The 16,723-nt window shown below is 34.9% G+C and carries 10 protein-coding genes; 8 read left to right on the forward strand and 2 right to left on the reverse strand.

The window, feature by feature from the left end; genetic code table 11:
• Positions 1-288 precede the first annotated feature (288 nt).
• Both RC62_RS14580 and RC62_RS14585 read right to left on the reverse strand, forming a co-directional pair.
• Complete coding sequence (locus tag RC62_RS14580; RefSeq protein ID WP_055096404.1) at positions 289-1,002, reverse strand: LytR/AlgR family response regulator transcription factor; 714 nt, start codon at positions 1,000-1,002, stop codon at positions 289-291.
• 67 nt (positions 1,003-1,069) lie between these two features.
• Entirely contained in the window at positions 1,070-2,128 is a 1,059-nt protein-coding gene (locus RC62_RS14585) for a sensor histidine kinase (RefSeq protein WP_055096407.1), read from the reverse strand.
• Positions 2,129-2,249: 121 nt separating this feature from the next.
• Here RC62_RS14585 and RC62_RS14590 point away from each other — a divergent pair, with 121 nt between their 5' ends.
• The 8 genes from RC62_RS14590 (at position 2,250) to RC62_RS14625 (ending at position 16,632) form a co-directional block, all read left to right on the forward strand.
• Positions 2,250-4,493, forward strand: coding sequence for a GH92 family glycosyl hydrolase (locus RC62_RS14590; RefSeq protein ID WP_055096409.1), 2,244 nt, complete (start codon positions 2,250-2,252; stop codon positions 4,491-4,493).
• 37 nt (positions 4,494-4,530) lie between these two features.
• Complete coding sequence (locus tag RC62_RS14595) at positions 4,531-6,408, forward strand: sodium:solute symporter family protein (RefSeq protein WP_055096411.1); 1,878 nt, start codon at positions 4,531-4,533, stop codon at positions 6,406-6,408.
• A gap of 225 nt (positions 6,409-6,633) precedes the next feature.
• Complete coding sequence (locus RC62_RS14600) at positions 6,634-7,599, forward strand: glycoside hydrolase family 130 protein (protein ID WP_055096414.1); 966 nt, start codon at positions 6,634-6,636, stop codon at positions 7,597-7,599.
• 8 nt (positions 7,600-7,607) lie between these two features.
• Positions 7,608-8,675: a carbohydrate-binding family 9-like protein gene (locus tag RC62_RS14605; RefSeq protein ID WP_055096416.1), complete on the forward strand. Its 1,068-nt coding sequence runs from the start codon at positions 7,608-7,610 to the stop codon at positions 8,673-8,675.
• A 6-nt stretch (positions 8,676-8,681) separates the two neighbouring features.
• The gene (locus RC62_RS14610; RefSeq protein WP_055096418.1) at positions 8,682-9,761 is read left to right on the forward strand and encodes a putative glycoside hydrolase; all 1,080 of its coding nucleotides are present in this window, start codon (positions 8,682-8,684) and stop codon (positions 9,759-9,761) included.
• A gap of 138 nt (positions 9,762-9,899) precedes the next feature.
• Positions 9,900-10,928: an isoaspartyl peptidase/L-asparaginase family protein gene (locus RC62_RS14615; protein ID WP_055096420.1), complete on the forward strand. Its 1,029-nt coding sequence runs from the start codon at positions 9,900-9,902 to the stop codon at positions 10,926-10,928.
• 237 nt (positions 10,929-11,165) lie between these two features.
• On the forward strand, positions 11,166-14,306 hold the full coding sequence (locus RC62_RS14620; RefSeq protein WP_055096422.1) for a glycoside hydrolase family 2 TIM barrel-domain containing protein: 3,141 nt from the start codon (positions 11,166-11,168) through the stop codon (positions 14,304-14,306).
• 4 nt (positions 14,307-14,310) lie between these two features.
• Positions 14,311-16,632: a glycoside hydrolase family 20 protein gene (locus RC62_RS14625; RefSeq protein WP_055096424.1), complete on the forward strand. Its 2,322-nt coding sequence runs from the start codon at positions 14,311-14,313 to the stop codon at positions 16,630-16,632.
• The last annotated feature ends 91 nt before the right edge of the window (positions 16,633-16,723 follow it).

The raw sequence follows: 16,723 nt of genomic DNA on the forward strand, positions 1-16,723 counted from the left end.
AGTTACCAAGTTTTTTGAAAATGCAGCCCTGGTTAGGCTGCATTTTTTTTGTTTTTATGAAAAAGTTAAATGTTATTAGTTAAATGTTAGAAGTTTAACCACAATCTTTTCAAATTTTCACCGCAATTTCTCATCCCGAGGAACGAGGGATCTCCGCAACAAACTCCGTATCAAAATTCGCTAATTCTTTACGAAGATCGATTTTGATTCATACAGATAAACAAAAATCCTCTTTCAAAGTTTTAAACTTTAAAAGAGGATTTTTTATAAATTTAAAAAGTAAATTTTCTAAATCGAAGAATTTAAAATTCTCTGTTTTACGTGATCGATATATGATCTTCCAATTACATATCGAAGGCCTTCGATTTCGATACTATTTCCTTCAACGGCATCAATTTTATCAATTGCAATCGTGTAAGATCTGTGTATTCTTAAAAAATTTCGTTCCGGAAGTAAATCGGTAAAATCAGATAATGTGCTGTGAATAATATATTTTCCTGTCAGGGTATTTATTTTTAAATAATCTTTTAAGCTTTCGATAACCAGAATTTCATTAAAGAAAATCTTCTTCATTCTTTTTTTGTCAATTTTTACAAAAATAAAAGGGCTTTCGGGACTGTTTTCGTGAGGGATATTATTTTTAGTTTCGAGTCTTTTGCTGATCTTGTTCAGCGTTTTCATTAACCTTGGAAACTCGATTGGTTTTACCAGATAATCCAAAACATCCAACTCATAAGTTTCTATCGCAAACTGACTGTACGCACTTGTAATAATAAGGATTGGCGGATTTTCCAGGCTTTTTATAAAATTAATGCCATCGAGAACCGGCATATTAATATCAAGAAAAATTACATCAACCGTATTGTTTTTTAAAAAATTCAAGCCCTCAATTGGGTTACTAAAAGTATTTATTACCTCGAAATTTTCAATTGGTTCTAAATAATTTTTAATAACATTAATTGCCAACGGCTCATCATCTATAATCAAACAATTTATTTTCATTTCTATAATCTTAGTTATTTGAGCGAAATAATCCAGCAGGTAAATCTATATACGAAGAAAAGCTGTGTCAGGTTACTTTAATCACAAGCTTTACGACAAAAATATTGTTTTTATTCTTAAAAGAAAGCTTATAGTCATTTTTATTATAACCTAATTCTAATCTTTTTTTAACGTTCTCGATGCCTATACCACTTGACTTGTTAAAATTATCCTTGTGGTGCGTAATTTCTGCCATCGGGTTTGAAATTGTAAAATGCAGGTAATCACCTTTGATCTTAAAGTTAACATTGATTATTACTTTTCCGGTATTTTTGTTTACTCCGTGCTTAAATGCGTTTTCGATAAAAGTCAATAAAATTATAGGAGAAATTTCCTTGTCATGAATATCACCGGATATGGACATATTAACTTCTAATCGATCATCATTTCTAATTCTTTCTAAATCAAGATAATTCTGAATACAAAGAATTTCATTTTCCAGAGTCTGTCTTTTGCTTTTTGTATCATATAACATATAACGCATCAACTCAGAAAGTTTGAGAACAATTTTAGGCGTTTTGTTTGATTTTTCTACAGATAATGAATAAATATTATTTAGTGTGTTAAAGAAAAAGTGCGGAGAAATCTGCGATTTCAAAAAAAGCAATTCGGTTTCTAACTGTGATTTTTCAAGGTCCGTTACCCTTTTTTGTTCCTTCAGGAAATCTAAAGTAATCTTAATTGCAGTTACAAAAGTGATCACATAAAGTTCTCCCATCATCATATCTATCGTATAATTAAGGGTTAATTTATTGATAATTTCAGGTCCTTCCGGCCAAACATTATGTGTGATTAATAAATAGGTAAGATTGAATTTTAAAATAACCATCAAAAATATCGAAGATAAAACGGCAAGAACATATAAAAGATATTTTTTTCGATACACGAGATACGGCATAAATATCAAAATATTGAGATAACATAACGTCATGTGAATTGGAAATCCCAATAAGTTTGTTTTTAATGAATAGAGATAATCATTAAAGTAGCTTCCCCAACGAAATGTATTAAATAAAAAGTAAGTTAGCCAAAAAAGGATGTGATAATGCAATGGTATGCGATATAGTTTGCTGGAATTGAAATTCATAATAATGATGTGTTTTGTGACTTTTTTTGATGTTTATCCTAGTTTATATGTCGTCCGTCTAAATTACTTTTAATAAAAATCTAATTTATCTAAATTTAAAGTTAAATTAAGGTTGTTTTATATGAAGAATTTTACCCTGTTGGTCTTATTTGCAATTCTGATTGCAAGTTGTAAAATAAAGACATACAAAAATAATAGTAAAGCAAATATTTTTGTTCATCATGTAGATCCTTTTATTGGCACTGGCGGACACGGACATACTTATCCCGGAGCTACAGTTCCGTTTGGGATGTTGCAGGTAAGTCCGGATAACGGTATTTCGAACTGGGACTGGTGCTCAGGATACCATTACTCAGATTCTATAGTCTCAGGATTCAGCCATTTACATCTTAGCGGAACAGGAATTGGCGATCTGGCAGACATTTTATTTATGCCCGTCAATAAAGAACTCGACTTAACAATAAAAACAACTTCACGCGATCAATTACCTTATAAATCAAAATACAGTCATGTTAACGAAAAAGCAACACCGGGCTCTTACCAGGTTTTTCTTGAAGATCCTAAAATCAATGTAGAATTAACTTCTTCACAACGTACAGCATTCCATAAATATACATTTGCCAAAAATGATAAACAATCCGTAATCATTGATCTTGGATTTGCTATAAATTGGGATAAAGCACTAAAAACCAGTATTACAATTGAAGATAATTATACTATAAGCGGATATCGCTATAGTACAGGCTGGGCAAAAAATCAGAAAGTATTTTTTGTCGCAAAATTTTCAAAACCTATTTCACAATCTGTTTTATTGGCAAATAGACAAGTCATTGCAGGAAATAAAGCAGAAGGAGAGCATACAGCAGCACAATTATTTTTTGAAGCCAATAATACGAATGAATTATTCGCAAAAGTAGCCTTATCATCTGTTAGTGTGGCTAATGCCAAAGATAATTTAGACGGCGAAAAATCGACTTTCGATAATACAAAATCTCAGGCAGCAACTATCTGGAATACTGCTTTGAGTAAAATTGAAGTTGAAACTCCAATTGATTCATTAAAAACCATTTTCTATACCGCGATGTTCCACGCCCAAGTTGCCCCTGTAACCTATAGTGATAAAAACGGTCAGTTTAGAAAAGAGGATGATCAAATTGCTACGGCAAAAGATTATACCGCTTACTCGACCTTATCACTATGGGATACTTTTAGGGCAGAGAATCCTTTATTGACTTTATTGGCACCAGAGAAAACATCAGACATTGTAAACTCAATGTTAGCTTATTACGAAACCAAAAAAATATTACCGGTCTGGACACTTTACGCCAATGAAACCAATACCATGACTGGATATCATTCGATTCCTGTAATTGTCGATGCTTACTTAAAAGGGATTAAAGGTTTTGATGCAGAGAAAGCATATCAAGCCATGAAAACGACTATGATGCAGGACGAACGCGGATTGAATTTCTATAAAAAATACGGATATATTCCTTATAATCTATTAGATGAGTCCGTTACAATTACGCTTGAATATGCCTATGACGATTGGTGTGTGGCACAAATGGCAAAAGCATTGGGCAAAACTGACGATTATCAATTTTTCTTAAATCGTTCTAAAGCCTATCAGCATTTGTTTGATCCAAAGACAGGATTCATGAGAGGAAAATCTGATGATGGAAAATCATGGAACGAACCTTTTGATCCCAAACATTCGAACCACAGAGAACATACAGATTATACCGAAGGAAATGCATGGCAGCACAGTTGGTTTGTACCTCAAAATGTAGATGATTTTATTTCATTACACGGAAGCAATGAAATCTTCGTAAAACGTTTAGAGCAGTTATTTACCGAGAGTTCTGAAATTACAGGAAACAATGTTTCAGCAGATATCTCCGGATTAATTGGTCAGTATGCACACGGGAATGAGCCAAGTCATCATATTGCATACATGTTTAATCATGCCAGCCAGCCTTGGAGAACGCAATACTGGGTACGTCATATTCTGGATACGCAATACAATACAACACCAAACGGATTAAGCGGAAACGAAGATTGCGGGCAAATGTCGGCTTGGTATGTTTTCAGTTCAATGGGATTATATCCTATGAATCCGGCTTCTGGAGAATACGAAATTGGAAGTCCGATTTTCGAAAAAGCAAAAATCAATCTCGAAGGAGGAAAATCATTTGTAATTGAAGCAGAAAACGTTTCGGATAAAAACTTTTATATCCAGTCAGCAACCTTAAACGGAGTTGCTTTTGATAAAACAGTAATCACACACAAACAAATACTACAAGGCGGAACTTTACATTTTGTAATGGGCGCTGAACCAAATAAAAACTGGGGATTAAAAAAATAACTAACACAATAACTAACCAATAAATAAACAAAAATTAATGGATATAATTGACGTATCAATCATCGTAGCTTATATTCTACTATCAGTAGGAATAGGAATTTGGATTTCAAGAAAAGCATCAAAAGGGTTAGATGATTATTTCCTGGGCGGAAAAACAATCAAATGGTATTTTCTAGGTTTGAGCAACGGATCAGGAATGTTTGATGTTTCAGGAACTTCCTGGATGATTGGAGTATTGTTTTTATACGGAGTAAAAAGTTTTATGTTTATGTGGCTTTGGCCAATATGGAATCAGATTTTTGTAATGATGTTCCTGGCAGTCTGGATCAGAAGATCAAAAGTAATGACAGGTTCTGAATGGATTTTGACCCGTTTTGGTAGTGACAGAGCCGGAAAAGCATCTCATATTATTGTAGCCATTTTTGCCATTATCTCTACGATTGGTTTTATTGCTTACTTTTTTGAAGGAATCGGGAAATTTGTAACCATCATTCTTCCATGGGATTTAACGCTTCATTATGGCGATTTAATTTTACTGACATCTGAGCGTTCTTATGCTTTGATTATTATATTATTAACTACAATTTATACGGTAAAAGGCGGAATGTTTTCTGTCGTGGCAACAGAGGTTGTGCAATATTTAATCATGATTATTGCCGGTGTTCTAATTGCCGGATATGCTTTTATCAATTATACAGATCTTCAGATTAATTCGGTTATTACCGAAGAATGGAAAAATGTCTTTTTCGGTTGGCAATTTGAAACCCAATGGAGTGATAAATTTCAAACCTTTAATAATTTAATAGATTCAGAAGGATATAAAATGTTTGGTGCTTTTATCGGGATGACATTGTTCAAAGGTTTTTTTGCCAGTATTGCGGGCCCAACACCAAGTTATGATTTACAAAGAATTCTTTCTACAAAATCTGTAAAAGAGGCTGCTTATATGAGTGGTTTTACCAACTTGATTTTGTTTATTCCAAGATATTTATTAATTACCGGAATCGTGGTAATTGCCTTGGTAAACTTAGCGCCGGAGTTAAACGCCAATGCAGGTTTAACCGGAGCCGATTTAGAATTATTAATGCCAAAAGTGGTTAATTTATATATTCCGGTAGGAATAAAAGGAATTTTATTAGCCGGTTTATTAGCCGCTTTTATGTCCGGATTCTCTGCTTTTGTAAACGCAGGACCGGCTTATATTGTAAATGATATTTATAAAAAATACTTTAAACCCGTTGCAACAAATCAGCATTATATAAAAGTGAGCCAGATTTCTTCTTTCCTGGTTGTGGGTCTGGGCGTATTTATGGGATTTTTTGCAGACTCAATTAATTCCTTAACCTTATGGATTACCAGCGCTTTATACGGAGGTTATGTGGCAGCAAATTTCTTAAAATGGATTTGGTGGCGTTTTAACGGCTGGGGTTATTTCTGGGGAATGTTCGCCGGATTAATTGTAGCGTCTTTACAATTTGCTTTAGGTCAGGCGAAAGGCAGCTTATCCGAAGGATCACTTTTATATGACTTGGCACAAGTTCAGGCCATTTATCTTTTTCCTATAATATTTGGATTCTCCATTTTAGGTTGTCTATTGGGAACTTTCTTAAGCAAACCAACAGATATCGAAGTTCTTAAGTCTTTTTATACCAATGTAAGACCTTGGGGATGGTGGAATCCGGTGTATAAAACATTGAAAATCGAAGATCAGGCTTTCGAAAAAAATAATGACTTCTGGAAAGATATGCTCAATTGCGTTATCGGGATTGTGTGGCAGTCCAGTATGATTTTATTACCGATATTTTTTATCATCAGAGATTATCCAAAAGCGATAACAGCATTAATTGTATTTTTAGTGACTACAACAATATTGAAGTTTACCTGGTTAGATAAAGTTCGAAAAATAGAAGATTAATTAGACAATTAGATAATTAGATAATTAGATAATTAGTCAATTAGACAATTATAATAACTAGAAGCTTAATACATTCAGTTTGTCATTTCGAGGAACGAGAAATCACACACGAAACTCGACAAAGAATTGCTAGTTAGATTACGGAATTGCTAGTGCGATTTCTCCTTCGTCGAAATGACAAAAACAGAGAGACAAAAAAACAAACTATAATAAAAACAAAACAAAATGAGCGTAATTCCTTGGCAAGACAGACCCGAAAACAGCAATGACGTAATGTGGAGATATTCTGAAAATCCTATTATCGAGAGATATGCAATTCCTTCATCAAACAGTATTTTTAATAGTGCAGTTGTTCCTTTTGAAGACGGATTTGCAGGTGTTTTCAGATGTGATAACAAAGCGGTACAAATGAATATTTTTGCCGGTTTCAGTAAAAACGGAATCGATTGGGACATTAATCATGAACCAATTGTAATGCAATCCGGTAATACAGAAATGATCGAATCAGCTTATAAATATGATCCGCGTGTTGTTTTTATCGAAGATCGTTACTGGATTACGTGGTGTAACGGTTACAACGGACCCACAATTGGTATTGGATATACATTTGATTTTAAAGAGTTTTTTCAATGTGAAAATGCCTTTTTGCCTTTCAACAGAAATGGTGTTTTGTTTCCGCAAAAAATAAACGGAAAATATGCCATGTTAAGCCGTCCGAGTGATAATGGGCATACACCATTTGGAGACATCTGGATCAGTTACAGCCCGGATATGAAATATTGGGGAGAACACCGTTTAGTGATGAAACCATCTCCTTTTGAGCAAAGTGCATGGCAATGTACCAAAGTTGGAGCAGGACCAATTCCTATTTTAACAGATGAAGGCTGGTTAATGATTTATCACGGAGTAATCAATACTTGTAATGGTTTCCGTTACGCAATGGGATCAGCACTTTTAGACGTCGATTCACCGGATCAGGTAAAATACAGAACACAACCGTACTTATTAGGACCGGCAGAAATTTATGAAACAGTAGGAGACGTAGCAAACGTAGTTTTTCCTTGTGCTGCCTTGCATGACATCGAACAAGATAAATTAGCCGTTTATTATGGTGCAGCAGATACAGTGGTAGCACTGGCATTTGGTAAATTAAGCGAAGTGATTCAGTTTACAAAAGATAATAGTTTATAAAAAAAAGCATGCATTTAAAAATTCAATGGTTAACTGTAGTTTTAGGTTTTCTTTCGGTTGTGGGATATTCACAATCGAAGAAAACCATTATACCTAAAACCTACGTTGCCGCAAAAACTACAAGTCCTATTGTAATCGACGGAGATGAAAATGATGCTTCGTGGAATAAAACAGAATGGACTGATCTTTTTGAAGATATAGAAAATAATATAAAACCAAAATATGCAACAAAAGTTAAAATGCTCTGGGATGAAACCAATTTTTATATTTTAGCAAAAATTGACGAACCGCATGTTTGGGCAAATTTAAAACAACGCGATACCATTATTTTTTACAACAACGATTTTGAAGTTTTTATAGATCCTGACAGCGACACTTTTAACTATTATGAATTAGAAATAAATGCCTTAAATACAGCCTGGGATCTGTTTTTATCAAAACCTTACAGAGAAAATGATAATGTTGTTTTAAATGACTGGAATATTCCAGGACTGAAATCAGCGGTAAAAATTAACGGAACGCTAAATAACCCCAACGATATCGATCAGGGTTGGGTACTGGAAATGGCGATTCCCTGGGCATCTTATAAAACATCTTATTTTGACAAAAATGTTCCTGCAGATAAGTTTTGGAGAGTCAATTTTTCGAGGGTAAACTGGCAGCATGACATTACAAACGGAAATTATGAACGCAAAAAAGGGGCTGACGGAAAATTTTTGCCGGAGTATAATTGGGTTTGGTCGCCAATGGGCGTCATCAACATGCATGAACCGGAAAAATGGGGGTATGTTTATTTTTCTTCTAAAGAATCAAAAGACACCTTTACCATTCCGCAGGACGAAAAAATAAAATGGGAACTCTATAATCTGTACAGATTTCAAAAAGAATATCATGAGAAAAATAAAGTCTGGGCAAAATCAGTAACAGATCTTACCAAAGAAACCATCAGCGTTGCCGGAAAGATTTTAAAACCAATACTAGAAAATCACGCTTCGGGATATAACATCTCCGTTAAAAGTCCATTTTCTAATCAAACCTTTATTATTAGGCAAGATGGCAAAATAATACAAAAATAAACCACTATGAAACTACCAAAACTATTACTTTTTTTATTCGCACTTACTATTTTTTCGTGCGCTAAAAAAGAAGAACAAACCAATTTTAAATTTGGAGTCTGGACAACGGCAGATCCTAAAAAATCCGACGCAGAATATTCAAAAGAATTTAAAAAATATAAAGAAGGCGGAATCGATGAGGTATTAATAAATACTAAAACAGATCCGGAACTTTTAAAAAAATTAGTACCGCTTGCGACAAAAGAAGGATTAAAAGTTCATGCCTGGATCATGGCCATGAACAGACCGGATGATGCTGTTGCATTAAAACACCCGGAATGGTATCAGGTAAGCAAAGAAGGAAAATCCTGTTTTGATAATCGCCCTTATGTAGATTATTATCAATGGTTATGTCCAACCAGAAAAGAATCCAGAGAACACGTTTTAAATTTGGTTGAAGAACTGGCAAAAGTAGAAGGAGTCGAAAGTGTACACTTAGATTATATTCGTTTTCCGGACATCTTTTTACCAATAAGCTTATTGCCAAAATACAATTTGGTTCAGGACACAGAATTACCTCAATTCGATTTTTGCTATTGTGATGAATGTGTGAAAGCATTTGAGAAAATCCACCATAAAAACCCAAAAACAAGTCACAATACTTCAATCGATATGGAGTGGAAAAACTTTAGGTTGAATGCTATAAAAGCTGTTGTTGATGATGCTTACAAAATTGCACACAAACATAACAAACAATTAACGGCAGCCGTTTTTCCTTATCCTGAAATGGCAGACCATATGGTTCGCCAACGCTGGGATAAATGGAATATAGACGAAGTTTATCCAATGATTTACCACAGTTTTTATAACGAAGAAATTGACTGGGTTGGTTATGCTACAAAACAAGGTGTTGCTGATCTTGAAGATAAAAAAACGAAAATAAATACAGGAATTTATATTCCGGGATTAAAAAACGATAAAGAACTGAAAGAAGCTATTTTACTGGCCAAAGAAAATGGAGCAGTAGGTGTTTCGTTCTTCGACGGAAATGCTTTGACAGAAAGTAATTTGAAAACAATCAGAGAAACAAAAGCAAGTTTAAAATAAAAGTATACCCAAGAGTTTGTCATCCTGAGCAACGAAGGAGGACAAAACTGAGATAATTAAGTTTTAACACATAGAAACATAGTTTTAAATGTGTAAAAAAGAATAAAAAACATCAGATTCCATTTAAAAGTAAACACCATGTCAAACAGAAGAAATTTTATCAAAAAAGCAACTTTAGGCACATTAGCAGTAAGTGCTGTTATGGGTTTAAGCGGATTTGCTAAAAATCAGGAAGATGAAAAAGAAGGCACATTAGAATTTGATTCAAAAAAAACAAAAAAGCCTGTTATTATTTCAACATGGAATCATGGTTTGCCTGCAAATCAGGAAAGCTGGAAGCAATTGAAAGCCGGTAAACCAGCTTTGGATGCTATCGAAGCCGGGATGAAAATTCCCGAAGCAGATCCTAATGTTCGCAGTGTGGGTTATGGCGGATATCCGGATCGTGAAGGAAAAGTGACTCTTGATGCCTGTATAATGAATCATAACAGCAATTGTGGATCAGTTTGTTTCCTGCAAGGTATTATGCATCCCATTTCAGTCGCAAAAAGAGTACTTCAAAATACGCCACACGTAATGTTAGCTGGACAAGGTGCTTTGCAATTTGCCTTGTCTGAAGGATTTAAAGAAGAAAATTTACTGACTCCGGAATCTGAAAAAGACTGGAAAAAATGGCTGGAAGATTCAAAATATAAACCGGTTATTAATATAGAAAATCACGATACCATAAGCATGCTAATGTTAGATCAAGACGGCAATCTTTCTGGAGGCTGTACTACAAGTGGAGCCGCCTGGAAAATGCACGGTCGCGTCGGTGACTCCCCAATCATCGGCGCGGGTCTTTTTCTGGACAACGAAGTAGGTGCCGCTGCTGCAACAGGTTTGGGTGAAGCCGTTATCAGAACTGCAGGAAGCGCAATGGTAGTCGAATTAATGCGTCAGGGAAAATCGCCTTTTGATGCCTGTAAAGAAATCACGGAACGTATTTACAACAAACATAAAAATCACAAAGACATGGAATATCTGCAAGTTGGTTTTATTGCGCTCAATAAAAACGGCGAACATGCAGGTTACAGTCTTAGATCCGGTTTTAACTACGCCGTATCTGATGACGAAAAAGGACACCGAATGGAAGATGCAAAATTTAAAATGTCGTGGGATAAATAATTAACGTTCAAAAGCTTTGTAATTGCAATGGATGGATTAAAATCCATCCCTAGAATATGTTTCGAGCTTAAGACTCTATTGTAGAGTTCCGGAGGAACGAATTATTTTGTAGCAACGGATTTTAATCTGTTGAAAAGAATGAAGATTGAACACAATAGTGTGATTTCTCTCTTCGGTCGAAATGACAAACTTTAAGATTTCCAACTCGCAAACACACAGAGAATAAAAAGACAAAAAATGAAAAAAATAATATCCATATTATCATTATTTATTGCTTCTGTAGTAACTATAAATGCACAGGAAAAAGTTCCGTTCTGGCAGAACGAAAAAATCAATGAAGATAATAGAGAACCCATGCATGCTGCTTATTATGTTTTTGAAAATGAAGCACTAGCAAACAAAAATGAATGGAGACAGTCTAAAAATTATCTGGACATTAACGGAGCATGGAAATTTAAATATGCAGATAATCCGGGCGTGCTTCCAAAGGATTTTGAGAAAAGCAATTTTAATGATAAGTCCTGGGATAATTTTAAAATCCCCGCAAGCTGGGATGTCAATGGTTACGGATATCCTGTTTATGTAAACACTACGTATGATTTCGATTATTTAATGGCGCCTAATCCCCCGTTCGTGCCTACTAAATATAATCCTACGGGTGTTTACAGAAAACAAATTACAATTGATAAATCCTGGGAAGGGAAAGATATTTTTCTTCATGTTGGTACTGCAAAGTCAAATCTTACGGTTTGGGTAAACGATGTTTATGTAGGATATGGCGAAGACGGAAAACTGCCTTCTGAATTTAACTTAAACAAATATGTAAAAACAGGTAAAAATACCATCGTTTTGCAGGTGATGAAATGGAATGACGGTTCGTATTTAGAATGTCAGGATATGTGGAGAATGAGCGGTATCACAAGAGATTCTTATTTGGTAGCCAGAAATAAAACACATTTAAAAGATTATGAAATCATTCCGGATTTAGATGCTTCTTACGTAAATGGTACGTTAAAAATCTCGACTGAATTCTCTGATTTAAATAAAAAGGAACCCTATACTTTAGACGTTCAGCTAAAAGAAGGGGACAAAATCATTGCTTCAAAAGTTATTTCTGCTTTAAGCGAAAAACAAACTTTTGACTTTGCTGTAAATAATCCGAAGAAATGGAGCGCTGAAATTCCGAATTTATATCAGGTGAGCTTTCTTTTAAAAGATAAAAAAGGCAATATTGTTGAGGTAATCAATCAAAATGTTGGCTTTAGAAAAGTAGAAATAAAAGGCGGACAGCTTTTAGTAAACGGAAAAGCAATTTATATAAAAGGAGTAAACCGTCATGAAGTAGATCCGGTAACGGGACAAACAATTTCAAGAGAAAGAATGGAACAGGATATTAAAATCATGAAAGAATTTAATATCAATGCGGTGAGAATGTCACATTATCCTAATGATGAATATTTTTACGAATTATGTGATAAATATGGTATTTATGTGGTTGATGAAGCTAACATAGAATCACACGGAATGGGGTATGATATTACCAAAACACTGGGAAACAAACCAGATTGGGAGTTGGCACACATTCAGCGTATGCAGCGTATGATCGAAAGAGATAAAAATCATAGTTCGATTATTATCTGGAGCATGGGTAATGAAGCCGGAAACGGTTATAACTTTTACAGAGGTTATTTGTGGATTAAAAACCGTGATAAATCAAGACCAATCCAGTACGAAAGAGCAACAGCCGGAGCTTGGGACGGAAAGGATTTAAAATTCGAATGGGATTCTGATATTATCGACCCAATGTACAGTTCTCCTAATAAAATGGAGGAATATATTCTGGCAAACCCAAATCCGTCACGACCTTACATTCAGTGCGAATATGCTCACGCAATGGGAAATTCTATGGGAAATTTTAAAGATTATTGGGATGTGATTCGTAAATATCCTAACTTTCAGGGCGGATTTATTTGGGATATGATCGATCAATCAGTATATAAAACACAACCTGACGGAACTAAAATTCTGGCTTATGGAGGAGACTTTGGTCCAAAAGATGTAAAAAGCGATAACAACTTCGTAAATAACGGTGTTTTTACAGTAGACAGAAAACCTAATCCGCATGCTTTTGAAGTAAAAAATGTAATGCAAAATATTCTGACTTCCTGGGAAAATAAAGAAACAGCAACTATTAAAGTGTATAATGAATTCTCGTTTAAAGATTTGAGCAATGTGACTTTGCATTGGAAATTAATTCTGGACGGAGTTGCACAGGACACAGGAGTTATTGATTATCTGGCAATCGATCCTACACAGTCAAAAACGTATACTTTGCCTATTAAATTAGGCGATAAAAAATTTCAGGAAGCTTTTGTAAACATCAGTTATCAATTAAAACAAGATGAACCGCTTTTACCAAAAGGATTCGAAATTGCGACAGAACAATTAGCGTATAAAGGAACCTGGAAAAATGATATAAAAATCGAAGGCGCATCAAAAATTACTGTAGAGAAACAAGCCGGTAGTACGGTTTTTAAAAGTGATAAAGCTCAAATTGCTTTCGATAAAAAAACAGGCTTTATAAATGGGTATTCATTTGATAATCTTTCGATCATAAAAGATGGCTATCAATTGCGTCCAAATCTTTGGAGAGCGCCAAACGATAATGATTTTGGAGCTAATTTTCAGATCAACTTAAAAGCCTGGAAAGACGCCACAGATAATCCAACGCTTGTAAACTGGACATTTTCTGCCACAAAAGACAATAAAATTATAGTAAAAGCAACGTATAGTCTGCCTCAGGTTTCTTCGACCTTAGAACTTAATTATGAGTTTAACAGCAACGGAGAATTAATTGTAAAAGAGAATTTAAATATTGATAAAACCAAAGAACAGCCTATTTTGCCCAGATTTGGTATGGAAGTAATAGTTCCTAAAGATTTTAGCAATATGGCGTATTACGGAAGAGGACCACACGAAAATTATATCGACAGAAATTACAGTTCAAAAGTGGGACTTTATACGCAAACCGTTTCTGAGCAATATTATCCGTATATCCGTCCGCAGGAAACCGGAAATAAAACAGATGTCCGCTTTTTAGAATTATCAGGTGATAAATTGAAATTAACAGTTACATCTGATGAATTGCTCGCCGTGACAGCTTTACATTATTTAAATGAAGATCTGGACGACGGATTGCAAAAAGACCAAAGACATGCTGCTGAATTAAAAGAAAGAGATCTGACAAGTTTAAAAATCGATTATAAACAAATGGGAGTCGGAGGAATCGACAGCTGGCAAGCCTGGCCAATGGAAAAATACTTACTGAGAGACAAAAATTATCAGTATCAATTTAAAATAACACCCTCTTTAAAATAATATTATGAGAACATTAAAACCACTATTTGTCTTAATCTTCTTTGCTGTTTTAAGTTTGGGTTATAGTCAAAAAATATATACGGATAAAGACATTCAAATTATCCCGAAACCAAATCAATTGCTGATACAATCCGGAACTTTTGAGTTTTCTAAAAATACCGTTTTTGTTGCCAATACAGATTTTCAAAAAGATATTTCGACTGCCTTAATCAGTAAGTTTCAAATTGCGGCAGGATTTAGTCCGGTTTTAGGAACAAAAGCCCCTCAGCGTAATTTTATTCAGTTTAAGGTTGATCCGGCTTTTCATAAAGAAGCTTATAAATTAGAAGTAATTAATAATAGTATTACTGTTACAGCAAACGGAAATGCCGGTTTTATCTATGGACTAGAAACAATCAGGCAATTGCTTCCGGTGGCTATTGAAAGCAAATATGCTATTACATCAGAAAAATGGCAGATCCCGAATGTTACAATTACAGATGAACCGCGTTTTAAATGGAGGGGTTTAATGCTCGATTTATCGCGTCACTTTTTCGACAAAAATTATATAATGGAAACCATAGATCGTTTGGCAATGCATAAAATGAACGTTTTGCATTTGCACTTGGTTGACGATCAGGGTTGGAGAATTGAAATTAAAAAATATCCAAAACTAACCGAAGTCGGAGCGTGGAGAGTCGATCAGGAAAATGTTTCGTGGAACGCGAGACTGACCACAAATCCGGATGAAAAAGGAACATATGGAGGATTTTTTACGCAGGAAGAATTAAAAGAAATCGTAAAATATGCCGCCACAAAAAATATTGAAGTAATTCCTGAAATCGAAATGCCGGCACACGTAAGTTCTGCCATTGCATCATATCCGGAACTGGCTTGTTTTGACCAGCGCATTGGTGTTCCATCAGGCGGATTATGGCCTATTACAGATATTTATTGTGCAGGAAAAGAAACCACATTTGAGTTTTTGCAAAATGTGATCGACGAGGTTATCACTATTTTCCCTTCAAAATACATTCATATTGGAGGAGACGAAGCCACGAAAACCAATTGGGAAAAATGTCCTCATTGTCAAAAAAGAATGAAGGATAACGGTTTGAAAAATGTACATGAATTGCAGAGTTACTTTGTAAAAAGAATGGAGAAATACATTAATTCTAAAGGTAAAAAAGTAATTGGCTGGGATGAAATTCTGGAGGGCGGTTTAGCTCCTGAAGCTACAGTAATGAGCTGGAGAGGAACAAAAGGCGGAGTTGAAGCAACAGAACAGGGACATGATGTTATTATGACACCGGAATCGCATTGTTATTTTAATTTTTACCAAGGGCCACAAAATGAAGAACCTTTAGCTTTTGATGCGTATACTCCGTTAAGCAAAGTCTACGAATTTGATCCTGTTGTACCCACAATGACACCTCAGGAAGCGAGTCATGTTTTGGGTGGTCAGGCCAATTTATGGGCAGAACATCTTGCGGGACCAAAGGACTCAGAATATATGATTTTCCCGAGATTAGCCGCTTTATCTGAAGTATTGTGGAGTAGTAAGGATAGCAGAAACTGGAATGATTTTACGACAAGATTAGCACCAATGTTAAAACGTTATGATTATCTGGGAATCAATTATGCCAAAAGTGCTTACCTCGTTACAGCATCTTCAAGCGCAGATTTGGCTAAAAAACAAATTAATGTTACGTTGAAAAACGAATTTCCAAATCCGGATATCCGTTATGTTTTAGGCGATAAAAATATAGATCAAAATGCTTTAAAATATACAAATCCAATCCAGTTTAACGGAACAACAGTTTTAAAAGCGTCGTTGTTTCAAAATGAAAAACCGGTTGGTAAAACATTTACAGACACCATCATATTTCATAAAGCTGTAGGACATAAAGTAAATTATCTAACGCCATTTAATGATAATTATAAAGGCGACGGACCTTTTACTTTGGCCAATACCATCAGAGGATCAAAAAATTTCCATGACGGACAATGGCAGGCATGGCTGGTAAATGATATGGAAGTTGTGGTTGATCTGGGAACGCAGGAAAGTATTGAGCAGGTAATTGTTGGAACTTTAGAAAGTCAGGGTTCGGGAGTTAATTTTCCGGTAAAAATCAAGGTTTTAATTTCTAATGATGGAATCAAATATCAGGAAGTAGGGAAAATTTCACGTCCGTATGCCGCAAATGTAACTTCGGAGCTGAAAGATTTCAAAATCAATTTTGCAAAAATAAATACAAGATTCGTAAAAGTAATCGCCGTAAACCTGAAGAAAAGCCCAAAAGGAGAATCTTCGTGGTTGTTTGTCGATGAGATTTTAGTGAATTAAAAACTAATTTGGAGTATTTATTTAATGATAAAGTAACCACAAGATTGTCATCCCGGGGAACGAGGGATCTCCGCAAGAAGCTCGACAAAGA

This window comes from Flavobacterium aquidurense, from assembly GCF_001404985.1.
Taxonomy (GTDB): Bacteria; Bacteroidota; Bacteroidia; order Flavobacteriales; family Flavobacteriaceae; genus Flavobacterium; species Flavobacterium aquidurense_B.